Origin of the sequence: Phenylobacterium sp. (assembly GCF_046590535.1) — a bacterium.
Taxonomy (GTDB): domain Bacteria; phylum Pseudomonadota; class Alphaproteobacteria; order Caulobacterales; family Caulobacteraceae; genus Phenylobacterium.
On the sequence record NZ_JBKJTG010000028.1, the window covers coordinates 1 to 14287 of the forward strand.

Annotated in this window: 16 protein-coding genes; 7 read left to right on the forward strand and 9 right to left on the reverse strand. The window is 68.0% G+C overall.

Translation table 11 applies throughout. The features are described from left to right. From ACLL81_RS01475 to ACLL81_RS01490, 4 genes are all read left to right on the forward strand, one after another. A partial coding sequence (locus ACLL81_RS01475; protein WP_411286571.1) for an AAA family ATPase occupies positions 1-724 on the forward strand: 724 nt, incomplete at its 5' end. A 440-nt stretch (positions 725-1164) separates the two neighbouring features. Beyond that, positions 1165-3093: a M10 family metallopeptidase gene (locus tag ACLL81_RS01480; RefSeq protein WP_411286572.1), complete on the forward strand. Its 1929-nt coding sequence runs from the start codon at positions 1165-1167 to the stop codon at positions 3091-3093. Between the two features lie 253 nt (positions 3094-3346). Next, positions 3347-3679, forward strand: a complete 333-nt coding sequence (locus ACLL81_RS01485) for a hypothetical protein (protein ID WP_411286573.1) — start codon at positions 3347-3349, stop codon at positions 3677-3679. Further along, the gene (locus ACLL81_RS01490; protein WP_411286574.1) at positions 3676-5154 is read left to right on the forward strand and encodes an ImmA/IrrE family metallo-endopeptidase; all 1479 of its coding nucleotides are present in this window, start codon (positions 3676-3678) and stop codon (positions 5152-5154) included. Before ACLL81_RS01485 ends, ACLL81_RS01490 begins: the two co-directional genes overlap by 4 nt. 193 nt (positions 5155-5347) lie before the next feature. Here the strand turns inward: ACLL81_RS01490 and ACLL81_RS01495 are convergent, their stop codons facing one another. The 5 genes from ACLL81_RS01495 to ACLL81_RS01515 all read right to left on the reverse strand — a co-directional run bounded on the left by ACLL81_RS01495 (position 5348) and on the right by ACLL81_RS01515 (position 8738). Further along, the gene (locus ACLL81_RS01495) at positions 5348-5782 is read right to left on the reverse strand and encodes an HIT family protein (RefSeq protein ID WP_411286575.1); all 435 of its coding nucleotides are present in this window, start codon (positions 5780-5782) and stop codon (positions 5348-5350) included. 54 nt (positions 5783-5836) lie between these two features. After that, positions 5837-7000: a GNAT family N-acetyltransferase gene (locus ACLL81_RS01500; protein ID WP_411286576.1), complete on the reverse strand. Its 1164-nt coding sequence runs from the start codon at positions 6998-7000 to the stop codon at positions 5837-5839. Then, positions 6997-7743 (reverse strand): glycerophosphodiester phosphodiesterase family protein, encoded by a 747-nt coding sequence (locus ACLL81_RS01505; RefSeq protein WP_411286577.1) that lies wholly within the window; start codon positions 7741-7743, stop codon positions 6997-6999. The genes ACLL81_RS01500 and ACLL81_RS01505 overlap by 4 nt, the downstream gene beginning before the upstream one ends. Continuing rightward, entirely contained in the window at positions 7740-8201 is a 462-nt protein-coding gene (locus ACLL81_RS01510; RefSeq protein WP_411286578.1) for a RidA family protein, read from the reverse strand. Before ACLL81_RS01510 ends, ACLL81_RS01505 begins: the two co-directional genes overlap by 4 nt. 102 nt (positions 8202-8303) lie before the next feature. After that, positions 8304-8738 (reverse strand): phasin family protein, encoded by a 435-nt coding sequence (locus tag ACLL81_RS01515; protein ID WP_411286579.1) that lies wholly within the window; start codon positions 8736-8738, stop codon positions 8304-8306. A 296-nt stretch (positions 8739-9034) separates the two neighbouring features. On the opposite strand from ACLL81_RS01515, the gene ACLL81_RS01520 reads away from it, so the two are divergent. Further along, complete coding sequence (locus ACLL81_RS01520; protein ID WP_411286580.1) at positions 9035-10345, forward strand: D-alanyl-D-alanine carboxypeptidase; 1311 nt, start codon at positions 9035-9037, stop codon at positions 10343-10345. A 76-nt stretch (positions 10346-10421) separates the two neighbouring features. Here ACLL81_RS01520 and ACLL81_RS01525 read toward each other — a convergent pair whose 3' ends face one another. After that, the gene (locus ACLL81_RS01525; RefSeq protein WP_411286581.1) at positions 10422-10850 is read right to left on the reverse strand and encodes a molecular chaperone DnaJ; all 429 of its coding nucleotides are present in this window, start codon (positions 10848-10850) and stop codon (positions 10422-10424) included. A gap of 4 nt (positions 10851-10854) precedes the next feature. After that, complete coding sequence (locus ACLL81_RS01530; protein ID WP_411286582.1) at positions 10855-11688, reverse strand: division plane positioning ATPase MipZ; 834 nt, start codon at positions 11686-11688, stop codon at positions 10855-10857. A gap of 125 nt (positions 11689-11813) precedes the next feature. Between ACLL81_RS01530 and panC the strand changes: the two genes are divergently transcribed. After that, complete coding sequence (panC, locus tag ACLL81_RS01535) at positions 11814-12671, forward strand: pantoate--beta-alanine ligase (RefSeq protein WP_411286583.1); 858 nt, start codon at positions 11814-11816, stop codon at positions 12669-12671. A gap of 3 nt (positions 12672-12674) precedes the next feature. Here the strand turns inward: panC and ACLL81_RS01540 are convergent, their stop codons facing one another. Continuing rightward, entirely contained in the window at positions 12675-13085 is a 411-nt protein-coding gene (locus ACLL81_RS01540) for a DUF1489 family protein (protein ID WP_411286584.1), read from the reverse strand. A 49-nt stretch (positions 13086-13134) separates the two neighbouring features. After that, positions 13135-13974 (reverse strand): enoyl-CoA hydratase-related protein, encoded by an 840-nt coding sequence (locus tag ACLL81_RS01545; RefSeq protein WP_411286585.1) that lies wholly within the window; start codon positions 13972-13974, stop codon positions 13135-13137. 59 nt (positions 13975-14033) lie between these two features. On the opposite strand from ACLL81_RS01545, the gene ACLL81_RS01550 reads away from it, so the two are divergent. Next, on the forward strand, positions 14034-14287 hold a 254-nt coding region (locus ACLL81_RS01550; RefSeq protein ID WP_411286586.1), incomplete at its 3' end, for a cyclic nucleotide-binding domain-containing protein.

Here is a 14287-nt window from a genome sequence, read left to right on the forward strand (position 1 = left end):
CGTCAGCCGGCTGATCGGCGCGCCTCCGGGCTATGTCGGCCATGACCAGGGCGGCCTGCTGACCGACGCCGTCGACCAGCATCCGCACGCCGTGGTCCTGCTGGACGAGATCGAGAAGGCCCACCCGGACGTCTACAACATCCTGCTGCAGGTCATGGACCACGGCCAGCTCACCGACTCCAACGGTAAGCGGGTCGACTTCCGCAACGTGGTCCTGATCATGACCACCAACGCCGGCGCCGCCGACGCCCAGCGCAATTCCATCGGCTTCGGCCGCGGGAAGATGGACGACGAGGCCGAGGAAGCCATCAAGCGGGTGTTCACGCCTGAGTTCCGCAACCGCCTCGACGCGGTGGTGGCCTTCAAGTCGCTGACGCCGGAGATCATCCGTCAGGTGGTGCAGAAGTTCGTCATGCAGCTAGAGGCCCAGCTGGCGGACCGCCACGTGACCATCGAGACCTCCGACGAGGCGGCCGACTGGCTGGCCAAGAACGGCTTCGACGAGCTCTACGGCGCCCGGCCCCTGGCCCGGGTCATCCAGGAGCACATCAAGAAGCCCCTGGCCGACGAGATCCTGTTCGGACGTCTCATCAAGGGCGGCCACGTCAAGGTGATGCTCAGGGACGGCAAGCTCGGCTTCGACATCGAAGGCGAGACCCGCGAGCCCGGCGCCCCGATCATCGAGGCCCCCGCCGCCGACGCCGAAACCGCCTTGGCCGACTAGCCGCCCCGCCCCTCCCCCGCCAGCGCAACGACGCGGGGGAGGTGGCGCGGCGGGTCAGCGCCGTGACGGCGGGCGTGCGGCCGCATTCCAGCTTGACTCAGAGCCCTAGTGGCGGCCGGCGGACGTTCCTGAGGTCCCCTCGGGGTCTCCCGCTGGCGTCGTCAGCTCAAATGCACCCGCGGGAAACCCGGACGCTTGGCGTGATCCATTCGGTGGCAGCCGGCGCAGAGCACAGCTAGAGCCTTTCCCGTTCAAATGGACTCATCTAAACGAGATAAAACTGCTTTAAATCAATCTTTTATATCATCTTTCGTCCGAAAACCGGGTCACACTTTTCGGAGAATGCTCTAGCGCGTTGAGTCTGGTGCGCGCTCCCGGGTCAGGGGCGCCTTGGCGCCTGTGCGCAGGCATGCTTCCTTGCGGCCGGGGGATTTTCCGACATGACGGTGTCTGTTCAAACGGCGATCGACGCACTGGGTGGGACGGCGACGTCTTGGGCGGCTCAGCAGATCACGTTCAGCATCCCCGGCACTACCAGCGCCTGGGCGGGCTATCAGCCCAACGACGAGCAATCCAATGCCAACTTCGGCGTGCTCAACGCCACCCAGGCCATGAACTTCCGGGCGGCTATCGGCGCCTGGGACGGGTTGATCGCCCGCAGCCTGGTGGAAACCAATGATCTGACCTCGCCGGGCGCGATCCGCGTGGCCTTCACCAATGTCCAGGACTACGGCGTAAGCCAGACAACTGCGGCCTATGCCTACGAACCCACCGCTTCGTCCCTCCCTGGATATGCCGGGGATGTCTGGATCGACGAGGTCTACAAAGGCATCTCGTTTTCGTCAGGCAGTTATGAATACACCCTGCTGCTCCATGAACTGGGGCATTCGCTGGGTTTGAAGCACCCTCACGAGGGCGCGACCCGACTTCCCAGCGCATTCGACAACGAACGCTACACGGTGATGTCCTACAACCGGATGCAAGACGGCGTCTGGTGGACGTTCTCCACGGTCGGCGCGAGCCTGCGCAGCTCGCCGGCCAACGTGCACGCGACCACTCCGATGCAGCTCGACGTCATCGCCATCCAGTCCCGCTACGGCGCGGACACGGCGACGAACGGCGCCGCCACGACCTACAGTTGGAGCGAGACGCTTCCGATCCTGGAGAACATCTACGACACCGGCGGGACCGATCTGATCGATCTTTCGGCCCACACGCGCGCCTCAATCATCGACCTGACTCCGGGCGCCTTCTCGAGCATCGCCCGGTACACCATTGCGGACCAGATCGCCTATTGGAACGCGCGCTTCCCCGGGTACGGCTCCTTTGTTTCTGACGCCCTCAACAACGCCGAGACCTATACCTGGACCAACAACGTCAGCACCTCGCTGACCACAGTGATCGAAAACGTGATCGCCGGGTCCGGGTCAGACACCATCACGGGCAACTCAGCGGCGAACGCCCTCTATGGCCGCGCCGGCAATGACATTCTCGACGGTGGCCTGGGCAACGACACGCTTGATGGTGGCATAGGCAACGACACTCTCAATGGTGGCGTGGGCAACGACACTCTCACGGGTGAGGCCGGGTCGGACAACCTGACAGGCGGCGCAGGCGCGGATCGGTTTGTTCTCACGCTCGATGGGAATTCTGACTTCATAACCGACTTCGACAGCACGCTGGATTCCTTCGCGTTTCAGACGTCGACAGGCCAGATGGTTGGGGGCGCGGGCGGGACGCTCAGTCTCAATAAGACAACGCGCGTCCTCTCGTGGGATGCAGACGGTGACGGCGCTGGTCCCGCACAGGCGGTCGCAACCGGCGTCGATCTGCTGACAGGTTTCACGCGCTCCATTCTCGCCCCCGGTTTCCAGCCCGCGCGCGTGCAGGTGGTGAGCGGTGGGGGACGGGAGGAAGCCGTCTTCGATTGGGGCACGAACGCCTTTGACCGGTCGATCACCACCTACGACGCAGGCAACCGGATTATCAGCTTCGCCGTCACCAACGACGATGGCTCCAATAGCACCCGGTTCTACGACAACGAGACCAATCAGCCGTGGTCGCTGCGTACCGCTGAGTACGATGGCCAAGGCCGGCTGACCGGCTACTCGGTGACCTACGACGCCGGTGAGACCAACATCTTCCAGTTCGATCCCGGCAATACGCGCACGTGGGACCGGAACATCGAGTACTACGACCGGCTCGGCCGCCTGTCAGTGCAGGCCGTGGCGTGGGACGACGGCACGGCGTCGGAGCGGTACATCGACACGTTCGATGTGAGCCCGTGGGCCTACTACATCGATGCGTATCGGGGCGGCGGGCTGGTCAGTCACACGTTCTACAACGCCGATGGGAGCCTGTTCGGGTAGCCGCGGTGAGTGTCTGACGGATGGTCTCACCCGACGAGCGGACTCTCCGGAAGACCCCGATGGGTCGGAACTGGACTTCAGGCTATCGTCAAGAGGGGGCCGTTCCGCGCTAGGTAAGGACATTTTGCACCTGCCCCAGACACGACACCCAGATCACGGTCGGTCCGTTTTCGCGGTTGGGTCGAAGATACGCCGACGGCCCGGTAATTCTTTGTTGGCGCGGCCGCATCGATCATGGAGCTTGGAGCCTCCTGTGCAGTACGAACGAAATCCAAAGCATAAGAACTGGTTGCGGCCGTTCGATCCGGACGCGACCCTCTGCCCGTCGTGGTCGCACGATCAGGCCCAGGCGATCCTCGACGAAAGCGTGGACCACAACTCGAGCGGAGCCCGTTTCGGGACGCTCGACGGCATGGCTTTCGCGGCCCGGCTGACCGATGGAGACATCTGGCACGGATATCCCGTGCCTTGGTCGGAAGTCCCTGACGCTGTAAGGGAGGGGATGATCGCAGCGCAAAAGGTCACGAGGCGGCAGGTCAAAAAGCTCTTCTCCTCGGAGAAACTTACTGCAGAGCTGGACGGATGACAGCTTGGTCCGTGTTCGGCGACCCTAACGTCTTCGCCATCGCCGGGCGATTGATCGCCGATCCCCACACCGAGAGCGGGCCGCAAGCCTATCGCTGGTCATATGGCGAGTGGCGTCTGATCGTGCGTGGCCGTTCACTGACGCGCCATGTCCGGCCCAATGGCGAGATGCGCGACGAAGTGCGCTGGTATCTCGGCCCACTCCTGCAGTGGCTTGCCGAGGTTTGGTCGCCCCTATTCCACGAACAGACGCCACCGGGTTCGGTCGGTCACCATGAACACCTCATCGTTGCTTTCGAGCAGGGCGAACGCGTCCTGCTCGACGATGAGAGCGAGACGGCAAGCGGCCTGCGACGGGAGATGCAGGCTTGGCGTCGCCGACACGCCGTCTGGTCGGGCGCTGCTGGCGGGGTGTTTCCCAACGTCTGGTTCCGACGGCAGAGCGACCTTATGGAGATCAGTTACGACCCTGGCCCGACCGTCGGCACCCCCACGGGTCTGGAGTTCCAGTTCAACCGCGGAGCCGTGCTGATTGACGTCGAGATCGTCGCCTCTGCCCTGTCCGGCTTTCTGGAGTGGGGACGCGAGCAGGCCCGCGAACATGGGCGCGCGGACGCTTTTCCTGCTCACTTCGAAGCCGCCGATGTGGCGCGATTGGCGGCCGAAAGCTGGTTCATGGGGCCGAACTTGGCGAGCCTCTTGAACGCCAAACGGCCGAACCGAACGCCGCCGCCGATGCAATTCGGCGTTCTCAATCCGCTCACGCCCGAAGTGGCTATGTTCGGGACCCTTACGCCAAACCTGTCCGAAAATGACGCGGCCAGCCTTCTCGCGGTTCTAGACGAAGCGCGCAGCGACCAGGAGGAGACCGCCTTGTTGCGAGGGCTGACGGGCGACCGCCCCCCGCCGTCGCGCGACGGCGCGTGGGAGGAAGGCTATGAGCAGGCTCTCGAGACCCTGGATGCACTTGAGTTGGCCGGTGAGGGTTGCGGTTCAGTGGATATCGATGCGGTTCTCGTCGCCCTTGGAGTCACGGTGCGCGATGTCTGTGTCGAAGACCATAGCTTGCGGGGCGTCGCCATCGCCGGACCGGGGCTTAACCCGACGATCGTTGTCAATCTCGGCGCCAAGTGGAACCAGAGCCGGCCGGGACGACGCTTCACGCTCGCGCACGAACTGGCGCACATTCTGTCGGACCGCGGTTCCGCGCGCACCATCACCCATTCGAGCACCCCATGGGCCCCGACGACGGTCGAACGGCGGGCCAACGCCTTCGCCGCTATGTTCCTAATGCCTTACCGGCTCGTCGATGCCGCCCTTTCCGCGCTGGGCCAAGTTACGGACCGACATTCGTTGAGACGAGTCGCCCGCCGACTCGGGTGCGGCAAGGGCGCGGTCCTAGAGCATCTGATGAATATCGACCGCATCGACCGGACGGCGTTCTTCCGAATCAAATCCGAATTCAGCCAACCCTAACGCCTTGAAGTCTAGCCGCTCCTGAACCGACGCGCGCCTCGGATGGCGAATGCGGAGTTCGCGGTCTTCCCAGAGCGTCGCTGCTAACGATGCGTGAGGCGAGTGGTCGCAATCTCCAATCAGGGTCGTGAACCGGAATAGCGGTCGCGCCAGGAAACGGACCTTCAACGGGCGCCTATGTGGCATCACTCCCCTAGCTGATCTGCGCCGCGATCTGCGCGGCCAGCGCTTTCAGTTCCTCCGGGTCGGCCATCCCCGCCCCGTGCCGGCCCAGCGCCACCCCCTCCCACCGGGGAATGACGTGGACGTGCAGGTGGTAGACCGTCTGGCCGGCCGGGGCGCCGTTGAACTGGGTGACCACGATCCCGTCCGGGCTCAGCGCCGCGCGCACCGCCCGGGTCACCCGCTGGACGCCCTGCATCAGGGTCGCCAACCGCTCGGGCTCCTCGTCCAGCAGGTTGCGCGCCCGGCTGTGCTTGGGGATCACCAGCACGTGGCCCCTCGCCTGCGGGAAGGCGTCCATGAAGGCGAACACGTGGTCGTCCTCGAAGACGCGGGCCGCCGGCATGTCGCCCCGCAGGATCTTGGCGAAGATATTGCCGTCGTCGTAGGTCCCGTCCAGGCTCATGGCGCGCTCCTGCAGTCTCGATCCCTGTGAGTAGCAAATCGCCTGGGAGCAGTCCTAGCCGCCCTGGCGGAACGGCGAGTATTCCTCCGCCAGCCACTCGATCTCCGCCTCCACCCCCGCCCGCTCCTCCGCGAGGTAGCGCTCCACGGGGCCGCGCAACGCCGGGTCGGCGATGTAGTGGGCGGAATAGACCGCCTTGGGCAGGTAGCCGCGGGCGATCTTGTGCTGGCCTTGCGCGCCCGCCTCCACCCGGGCCAGGCCGCGGCCGATGGCCCACTCGATGGCCTGGTAGTAGCAGAGCTCGAAATGCAGGAACGGCACCTCCTCCACCGCGCCCCAGTTGCGGCCGTAGAGGCAGTCGTCGCCGATCAGGTTCAGCGCGCCGGCGATCCACCGCCCGCCCCGCCGGGCCATCACCAGCAACACCCGGTCGGCCATGCGCTCGCCCAGCAGCGAGAAGAACAGCCGGTTCAGGTAGGGCTGGCCCCACTTGCGCGCGCCGGTGTCCAGGTAGAAGCCGAAGAAGGCGTCCCAGTGCGCCTCGGTGATGTCGGCGCCGGTGAGCGCCAGGATTTCCAGGTCCGCGCCCGCGTCGCGGCGTTCGCGGCGGATGGTCTTTCGCCGGCCTGACGACAGGGCGCCCAGGAAGTCGTCGAAGGTCGCGTAGCCGCGGTTCTCCCAGTGGTATTGCTGGCCCTCCCGCAGGGCCAGGCCCTGCTTGCCCATCCAGCGCCACTCGTCCTCATCCGGGAAGTTCACGTGGAAGGACGAGGCGCCATAGCGCTCGCAAAGCGTCAGCGCGCCGCCCAGCAACAGGCCCCGGCCCTCGTTGGCGTCCACGTCGGGGCGCACCAGCAGGCGCGCGCCGGTGGCCGGCGTGAACGGCGCCGCCGACAACAGCTTCGGATAGTACCGACCCCCGGCCCGCTCATAGGCGTCGGCCCAGGCGTGGTCGAAGATGTATTCCCCCTGGCTGTGGGACTTCACATAGAGCGGCAGCACCGCCGCCACCCTGCCATCCGCATCGTCCACCGACAGATGCTGCGGGCCCCAGCCGGTCCGCTCCACCGCGCAACCCGCCTCCTCCACCGCGTTGAGGAAGTCATAGCCGATGAACGGATTGCCGGCGTAGGCGGGGTTGCCCGCGCAGGCCTGCCAGGCGTCGCGCCCCACCTCGGCGATGCGGCGGTGGACCTTGACCGCCGGCGTCAGGCTCACGCGTGGAAGCCTTCGAAGATCAGGTTGTCGCAACTGGCCTTCAGCGCGTCCCACTGCTCGGGCGCCCTCACCGTCCAGGCGATCAGCGGCATGCCCTGGGCCCGCAGGCTCGCGGCCTTCTCGCTGGGCAGCATGTCGAGGCCCAGCGCCAGGAAGTGCGGCCGGGCGATGGCGATATGCTCCAGCTCGGCGAACGACCGGCGCTGCGCCTCGACCATCTGCGGCGCGCGGCGGTAGGAATAGCTGTCCAGACCGCGCAGCACCCCCGGATAACGCTCGGCGAACCAGGCGTGGGAATAGGGATTGAAGCCGATCACGCAGACCGGGCCGGCGTGGTCGATGATCACCTCGTGGGTGCGCTGCTCCAGCGGACCCACCTCGCCGTAGGGTGTCTTCAGCTCCACGTGCGCCATGGCCCGGCGCCCGATCACGGCCAGGGTCTCCAGCAGGGTGGGGATCGGCTCGTCGGTCGAGGCCAGCCGCAGTTGCGCCAGGTCGGCGGCAGTGCGGTCGCGCAGCCGGCCCGTGGCTCCGGTCATGCGCTCCAGGCCATCGTCGTGGAACACCATCGCCTCGCCGTCAGAGGAGAGCTGCACGTCCAGTTCCACGCTGTAGCCGGCGGCGCAGGCGGCCTGGAAGGCGGCCAGCGAGTTCTCCGGCGCGCCGCCCGGGCTCCACAGCCCGCGATGGGCGATCGGCGGGTGGAAGAGCAGGTCCCAGGCCTCGCCGAAGCGCGTCTTCACGACAGCTGCACCACCGCATCGACCTCGACGGCGAAGTTCATCGGCAGGCGATAGACCCCCACCGCGGATCGGGCGTGGCGGCCGGCGTCGCCGAACACCTCGACCATCAGGTCCGACGCCCCGTTCACCACCTGCGGGATCTCGAAGAAGCCGGGACCTGCCTGGACGAAGCCGTTCAGCTTGACCACCCGGACCACCCGGGCGAGGTCGCCGTCGCAGGCGGCCTTCATCTGGGCGATCAGGTTGATGGCGCACAGCCGCGCGGCGCCCTTGGCCGCGGCCGCGTCGACGTCCTCGCCGACCACGCCGCGGACCCCGCCCGTGGCGTCGAGGGAAACCTGGCCGGAGATATGCAGCAGGTCCCCCACGCGGACGAAGGCGACGTAGTTGGCCACGGGGGCGTTGGGCTGCGGCAGGGTGATCCCCAGGTCCGCGAGGCGGTCTTCGATGGTCGACATGGGCGAACCTCTAGCCCTGGCGGGCCCATGAGAAAAGGCCCGGACCTTGCGGTCCGGGCCTTCCTGCCCTCGGGCTCCGGGGAGCCTTTGTGAGGTTGTCGCTTAGCGGGTGGCCTGCAGACGCTCGACCATGGCGGTCATGCGCTCGTTCAGCGGCTTCATGCTGTCCTTGACCGAGGCGGCGACGATCTCGGACATGCGGCCCATTTCGGCCATGTAGGATTCCATCGCGCCCTTGGCGAAGGCGGTCTGCAACTCGACCACTTCCTGGACGCTCTTGGCGCCGGACAGCGACTTGGCGGCGGCGGTCTGGGTCTCGAAGGCGGACTTGGAATAGGCCATCGCCTGCGCGCCCAGGGCTTCAGCGCCCTTGGTGGCGGCGGTGACCGAAGCCACCACGGCTTCGAGGTTCTTCTTGGAGGTGGCGTTGGCGTCGTTGAGCGCGGCCAGGGTCTTTTCCACGCCATCCTTGAAGGCGACGTTGGAGGCGGCGGTCATCTTGTCGACGGTGTTCTTGGCGGTGTCGGCGGCGGCCATGGGATTTGCTCCTAGATAGGCTACGAGGGGCGCGGCTGATGCCGCAACGCAAACAGGATACGGGACTGAAGTCCCTGAAACGCAGGCAGGGTGTCTCATGTTGCAGTGCAGCAGTCAAACGTATTTTTTGTGCACTGCACACAAAGTCACGCCTGTTTGGTGAGCAGGCACGGCATCCCGCGACAATTCAGCCCGTTCAACATCTGTTTACTCTCCCGCAAGGGTCTGGCTGTCATGGTAGGGGAGATTCATGGCGGCGGGGAGCCGCCTCAACCCTTTGATTCGACGGACGAAGCATGATCAAGCACGCCCGCCGCCTGTGGCTTTCCGTGGGCCTCGCCGCCGCCACCGCGTTCGCAACCGTGGCTCCGACCGCCCAGGCTCAGGTTCCGTACGCCGAACTGCTCCCGCAGAGTTCGACCAAATACGCCGCCATCGTGGTGGACGCGAAGTCGGGCGAGGTGCTCTACGCCAGGCGCGCCGACAGTCCGCGCTATCCGGCCTCGATCACCAAGGTGATGACGCTGTACCTGACCTTCGAGGCCCTGGCCTCAGGCAAGCTTCGGCTGGACGACAGCGTGCTGATCTCGCCCCGCGCCGCGGCCCAGTCGCCCACCAAGCTGGGGGTGCCGGCCGGCCAGTCCATTTCCGTCTCCGACGCCATGCAGGCCCTGTCCATCAAGTCCGCCAACGACGTGGCCGTGGCCATGGCCGAAAAGCTGGGCGGCACCGAACAGCGCTTCGCCGCCCTGATGACCCTTCGCGCCCAGGAACTGGGCATGGCCAACACCCACTTCGCCAACGCCTCGGGCCTGCCCGACAGCCGCCAGATCTCCACGGCCCGCGACATCGCCATCCTGTCGCGCGCGGTGATGCGCGACTATCCGCAGTACTATCGGCTGTTCAGCCAGACCTCCTTCACCTTCCGCGGCACGACCATGCGCAATCACAACGGCCTGCTGCACCGCATGTACGGGGTGGACGGCCTGAAGACCGGCTACACCAACGCCTCGGGCTTCAACCTGGCGGTCTCCGCCGTGCGCGACAACCGCCGGCTGATCGCCGTGGTCCTGGGCGGGCCCACCACCGCCGCCCGCGACCGCAACGCCGAGGGCCTGCTGCTCACCGGCTTCGACGTGATGGGCCGCCGCACCCGCGGGGAACAGATCACCGTCGCCCAGAACCTGTTCGAGCCCGAGCTCCGCGGCTCGGTGATGACCGCGTCCGTCGAGCAGGGCGACCAGGACGCCCTGAAGATCGTGCTGGCCTCGGCCGTGCCGCCCTCGCGGGCCGCCAAGATCCAGATCGTCGAGCCCAAGCGCGCCAGGAAGTCCGACGACGACGACAAGCAGGCCGAGGCCCGCAAGCCCGCCCAGAAGTGGGTCGTCCAGGTCGGCGCGTTCAAGTCGAAGTCGGACGCCAGGGAGCAGATCGCCCTGGTCGAAAAGCGTTTTGGCAAGCACTTCGACGGCGCCAAGGCCGCCGCCGACAAGGACGGGGCCAAGTACCGCGCCCGCTTCGCCGGCTTCTCCGAAACCGAAGCCAAGGGCGCCTGCAAGGCCCTCAAGGCCGAGAAGCAGCCCTGCATGGTGTTCCCCCCCGGCTAGGGCTGGCTTTCGCTCGGCGACGGGGGACGCAGCCGGCTTCCCGACCGGCGGGACATCTGCGGTTACTGCTTCCCGATCACCCGCCCAGCAACCGGTCGCGGGCGGCGTTGAGCTGGGCCGCCAGGCCGGCGGTGCCCCCCTTGTCCGGGTGGGCCATGCGCATCAGCCGGGTGAAGGCGGCCTGCACCTGCGCCTCCGTGGCGGCCTCGCCGACGCCCAGGATGTTGCGCGCCTCGCCCAGGCTCATCCGGCCGCTGCGCACCGGGGCGGGTCCCGCGGCGACCCCGGCCCTGCGGGTGGAGACCGCCAGCCACAGGCCCACCACCACCAGGACGATGGAGGCGCCCCAGGAACCGCGCAGGCCCACGTAGGCCGCGCCGGCGAAGGCCGCGACCGCGAAGGCGCCGGAGAGCAGCCGCCATTCCCGCCGTTTCAGGAGCGGCTTGCCGCGGGTCGTCCAGACGTAGAGCGCCAGCGCGGCGCAGCCGAGGGCGAGGTAGAGCATGGCCCTACTCTGCGGCTATCTGCTCGGGGTCTGCAAATCCGGAAAGGCCCAGGGCGTGCATCAGGGCGCGCAACTCCTGGCGCGCGGCCACATGCTGCAGCGACATGGAGACCGGGCGGATGGTGGGCGACAGGTCGGCGACGGTCAGGCCGAACGGGAACAGCTCGCGGTAGATCACCCGGTCGCGCAGGCCGGGGCCGATGCGAAACCCTACCTTGCGCGACAGGGCCTCCACCCGCTCGTCCAGGCGGCGGCGGTTGCGGGCCTCGGTGGGCGCCAGGCGGTTGCGCAGGACCACCCAGTCGATGGTCTTGCGGTCTTTTGCGGCGCGGACCTTGCGGCTGTTCCACACGGTCTCGGAGTAGAGGCTGTGGCGGGTCAGCTCCAGGGTCACCGGATCAACGACCCCCAGCATGTCGAAGTCCACGAAGCTGTCGTTCATCGGCGTGACGATCAGGTCGGCCAGGCCGTGCGCCGCGCGGCTGATCGCCGTGTCGCTGCCGGGGGTGTCGATGAGCAGGAAGTCGGCCTGCCCGCTGGCCTCCTCGAAGGCCTCCGCGAACCGCGCCAACGCCTCGTCGTCGGTGGCCCGCGCCAGCGCCCGGCCATCCGAGCTCAGCGGGTGTTCCACCGGCATCGGCGCGGCCACGCCATTGGCCGCCAACCACGCCCGGCGGTTGGCGAAGAACCGCCCCAGGGTCTGCTGGCGAAGGTCGAGGTCGAGCACGGCCACGCTGGCGCCCGCGTGCAGCAGGGCGGTGGCCGTATGGATGGCGATGGTGGACTTGCCCGCCCCGCCCTTCTCATTGCCGACCACGATGACGCTGGCTTGCGGCATTGCCCTGAAACTCCGACCCGACTCACATGTGGGCCTAGGTCGCGCCTTGGGCCGAGCCTCGTCAACGCGGCGATGTCCCGCGCCTGTGGATGGACGCCGCAGGGGCCCCGCGCCATAAGCCGCGCATGTCCGATGCGTCCCTGCCGATCGTCCGCACCGTCGCTGACCTTCGGGCCCGCGTGGCCGCCTGGCGGGCCGGCGGCCAACGGGTGGGGTTCGTGCCGACCATGGGGGCCCTGCACGAGGGCCACCTGTCGCTGGTGCGGCTGGCGAAACAGAACGCCGGCCGCGTGGTGGCCAGCATCTTCGTCAATCCCACCCAGTTCGGCCCGGGCGAGGATTTCGACACCTATCCCCGTGACGAGGCCCGCGACGCGGCCCTGCTGGCCTCGGCGGGCTGTGACCTGCTCTACGCGCCGACGGTGGCGCAGATGTACCCACCAGGCGCGTCCACGACGGTGACCGTGGCGGGGGTCTCCGAACCGCTCGACGGCGCCGCCCGGCCCGGCCACTTCGCCGGCGTCGCCACGGTGGTGACCAAGCTGCTCTCGCAATGCGGGCCGGACGTGGCGGTGTTCGGGGAGAAGGATTACCAGCAGCTGCAGGTGATCCGCCGGCTGGTGCGAGACCTGGACCTGCCGGTGGCGGTGCTGGGCGGGCCCACGGCGCGGGACGAAGATGGGCTCGCGCTGTCCTCCCGCAACGCCTACCTCACCGCCCGGGAACGCCCGGTGGCGGGTGAACTCAACCGCGCACTGGCGGTGGCCGCAGAAGCGCTGCGGGCCGGCCAGGCCGTGGCCGCCGTGGAGACCGACGCCAAGCAAAGCCTGCGGGCCGCCGGCTTCCAGCGGATTGACTACCTGGAGGTGCGCGCCGCCGAGGGGCTGGCGCGGCTGGGGCCGGGTCCGGTCACCAGCCCGGCTCGGATCCTCGCCGCGGCGATCCTGGGAAAGACCCGGCTGATCGACAACCTGGCGATCTGAGCCTTACCAGACTCCGGCTTCGCGAAGCTGGCGGGCAAGGTCGGTGGGCACGTCGCCGAAGGCTTCCATCGAAAGGTCAGCCGGCGCGTCCTTCGGCTCCAGGTAACGCCAGCCCTGGAAGGCCCGCCTGGGTGTCGGCGCCACTCGCACGACCTGCGGGTCCAGGCTCAATTCGCAGCGGGCGTGGACGCCCTCGCCCACCGTCTCAATATGCAGGATCGGCTGGCGGCAGAGGATGACGCCCTTGAACACCCGGAACACCGATCCCCCGTCGACCATCTCGACCGCGCGCTTGGGCGTCTGGCGGGTGCGCAGGATCCACGGCTTGCCGACGCCCGCGTCGCCGTGGCCCCAGGCCAACAGCTCCTCGACCGTGTCGCAGCCGACGCAGAGCTTGATCATGTGCAGGGCCATGCCCTGGCTTAGGCCGCGTCCGCCGGTTTGAGAAGTGCGGCGCCCGGCCTCACTCCGCCCAGCGCGGTTTGCGGCGCTCCAGGAACGCCCGGACGCCCTCCTGGCCCTCATCGCCCACCCGGGCGTGGGCGATGCGCTTGGCGGTGTCCTCCATCAGCCCGTGGTCGATGCGGTGGCCCACCACGTCGGCCACCAGCTTCTTGGAGGCGGCCACGGCGCCCGGCGCGCAGGCCAGGATCGCCTTGGCGGTGCGGTCGCGGGCGGCTTCCAGGGCCGCGGCGTCGGCGACGATCTCGGTGATCAGGCCGATCCGCTCGGCGTGCGCCGCGTCGAACACCTGGCCGGTGGCGAACAGCCCCCGCGCCGCCCGGGGGCCGATGGCCTGCACCACATAGGGGCTGATGGTGGCCGGGATCAGGCCCAGGCGCACCTCCGAGAAGCTGAACTTGGCGTCCTTGGTGGCGATCGCCAGGTCACAGGCGGCCGCCACCCCGGCCCCACCGCCAAACGCGCCACCCTCCACCAGGGCCACCGTCAGCGCCGGAATGTCCCACAGCGCCTTCAGCATCTTGGCCATCTCGAAGGCGTCGTCGCGGTTGTCGGCCTCGGTGCGGTCGGCCGCGGCGCGCATCCATTCCAGGTCCGCGCCGGCAGAGAACATGGCGCCGGCGCCGCGCACGAACACCACCCGCACGCCCTCGGCCGCCACCAGGGTGCGGAAGGTCTCTTCCAGGGCCCCGATCAGCTCGGCGTCGAAGGCGTTCTTCCGGGCCGGACGGTTGAGGATCACCGTCACCGCGCCCTCCACGGTGGATTCCATGCGCACCAGATCGGAGGTGGCGTCGGTGTCGACCACTTCCACCAGGGGATCAGAGATCGGATTGGGCATGGCAGGCTCCTCGGCGAGGGCCAAGCCATAGCCGGGGGGGCCCGCGCACGCTAGGCTCCGTGACCGTGGCCGGCCTGCCTGAAATCCCCGATGATTCGGCGCTGGCCCGGCTGTTCAGCCAGGAGCGCGCGCAGGGCGACGCCAGTTGGTTCTCCCTGCCCGGGGGCCAGCGGCTCTACGGCGCGGGCGACCCCGCCGACCAGCTCTACTTCGTGCGCGCCGGCCGCTTGGGCGCCTTCCGCCACGAGGAAGGCCAGGAGCCGCAGTTCCTCGGCGTGATCCGCCCGGGCGAACCGGCCGGCGAGATGGCCCT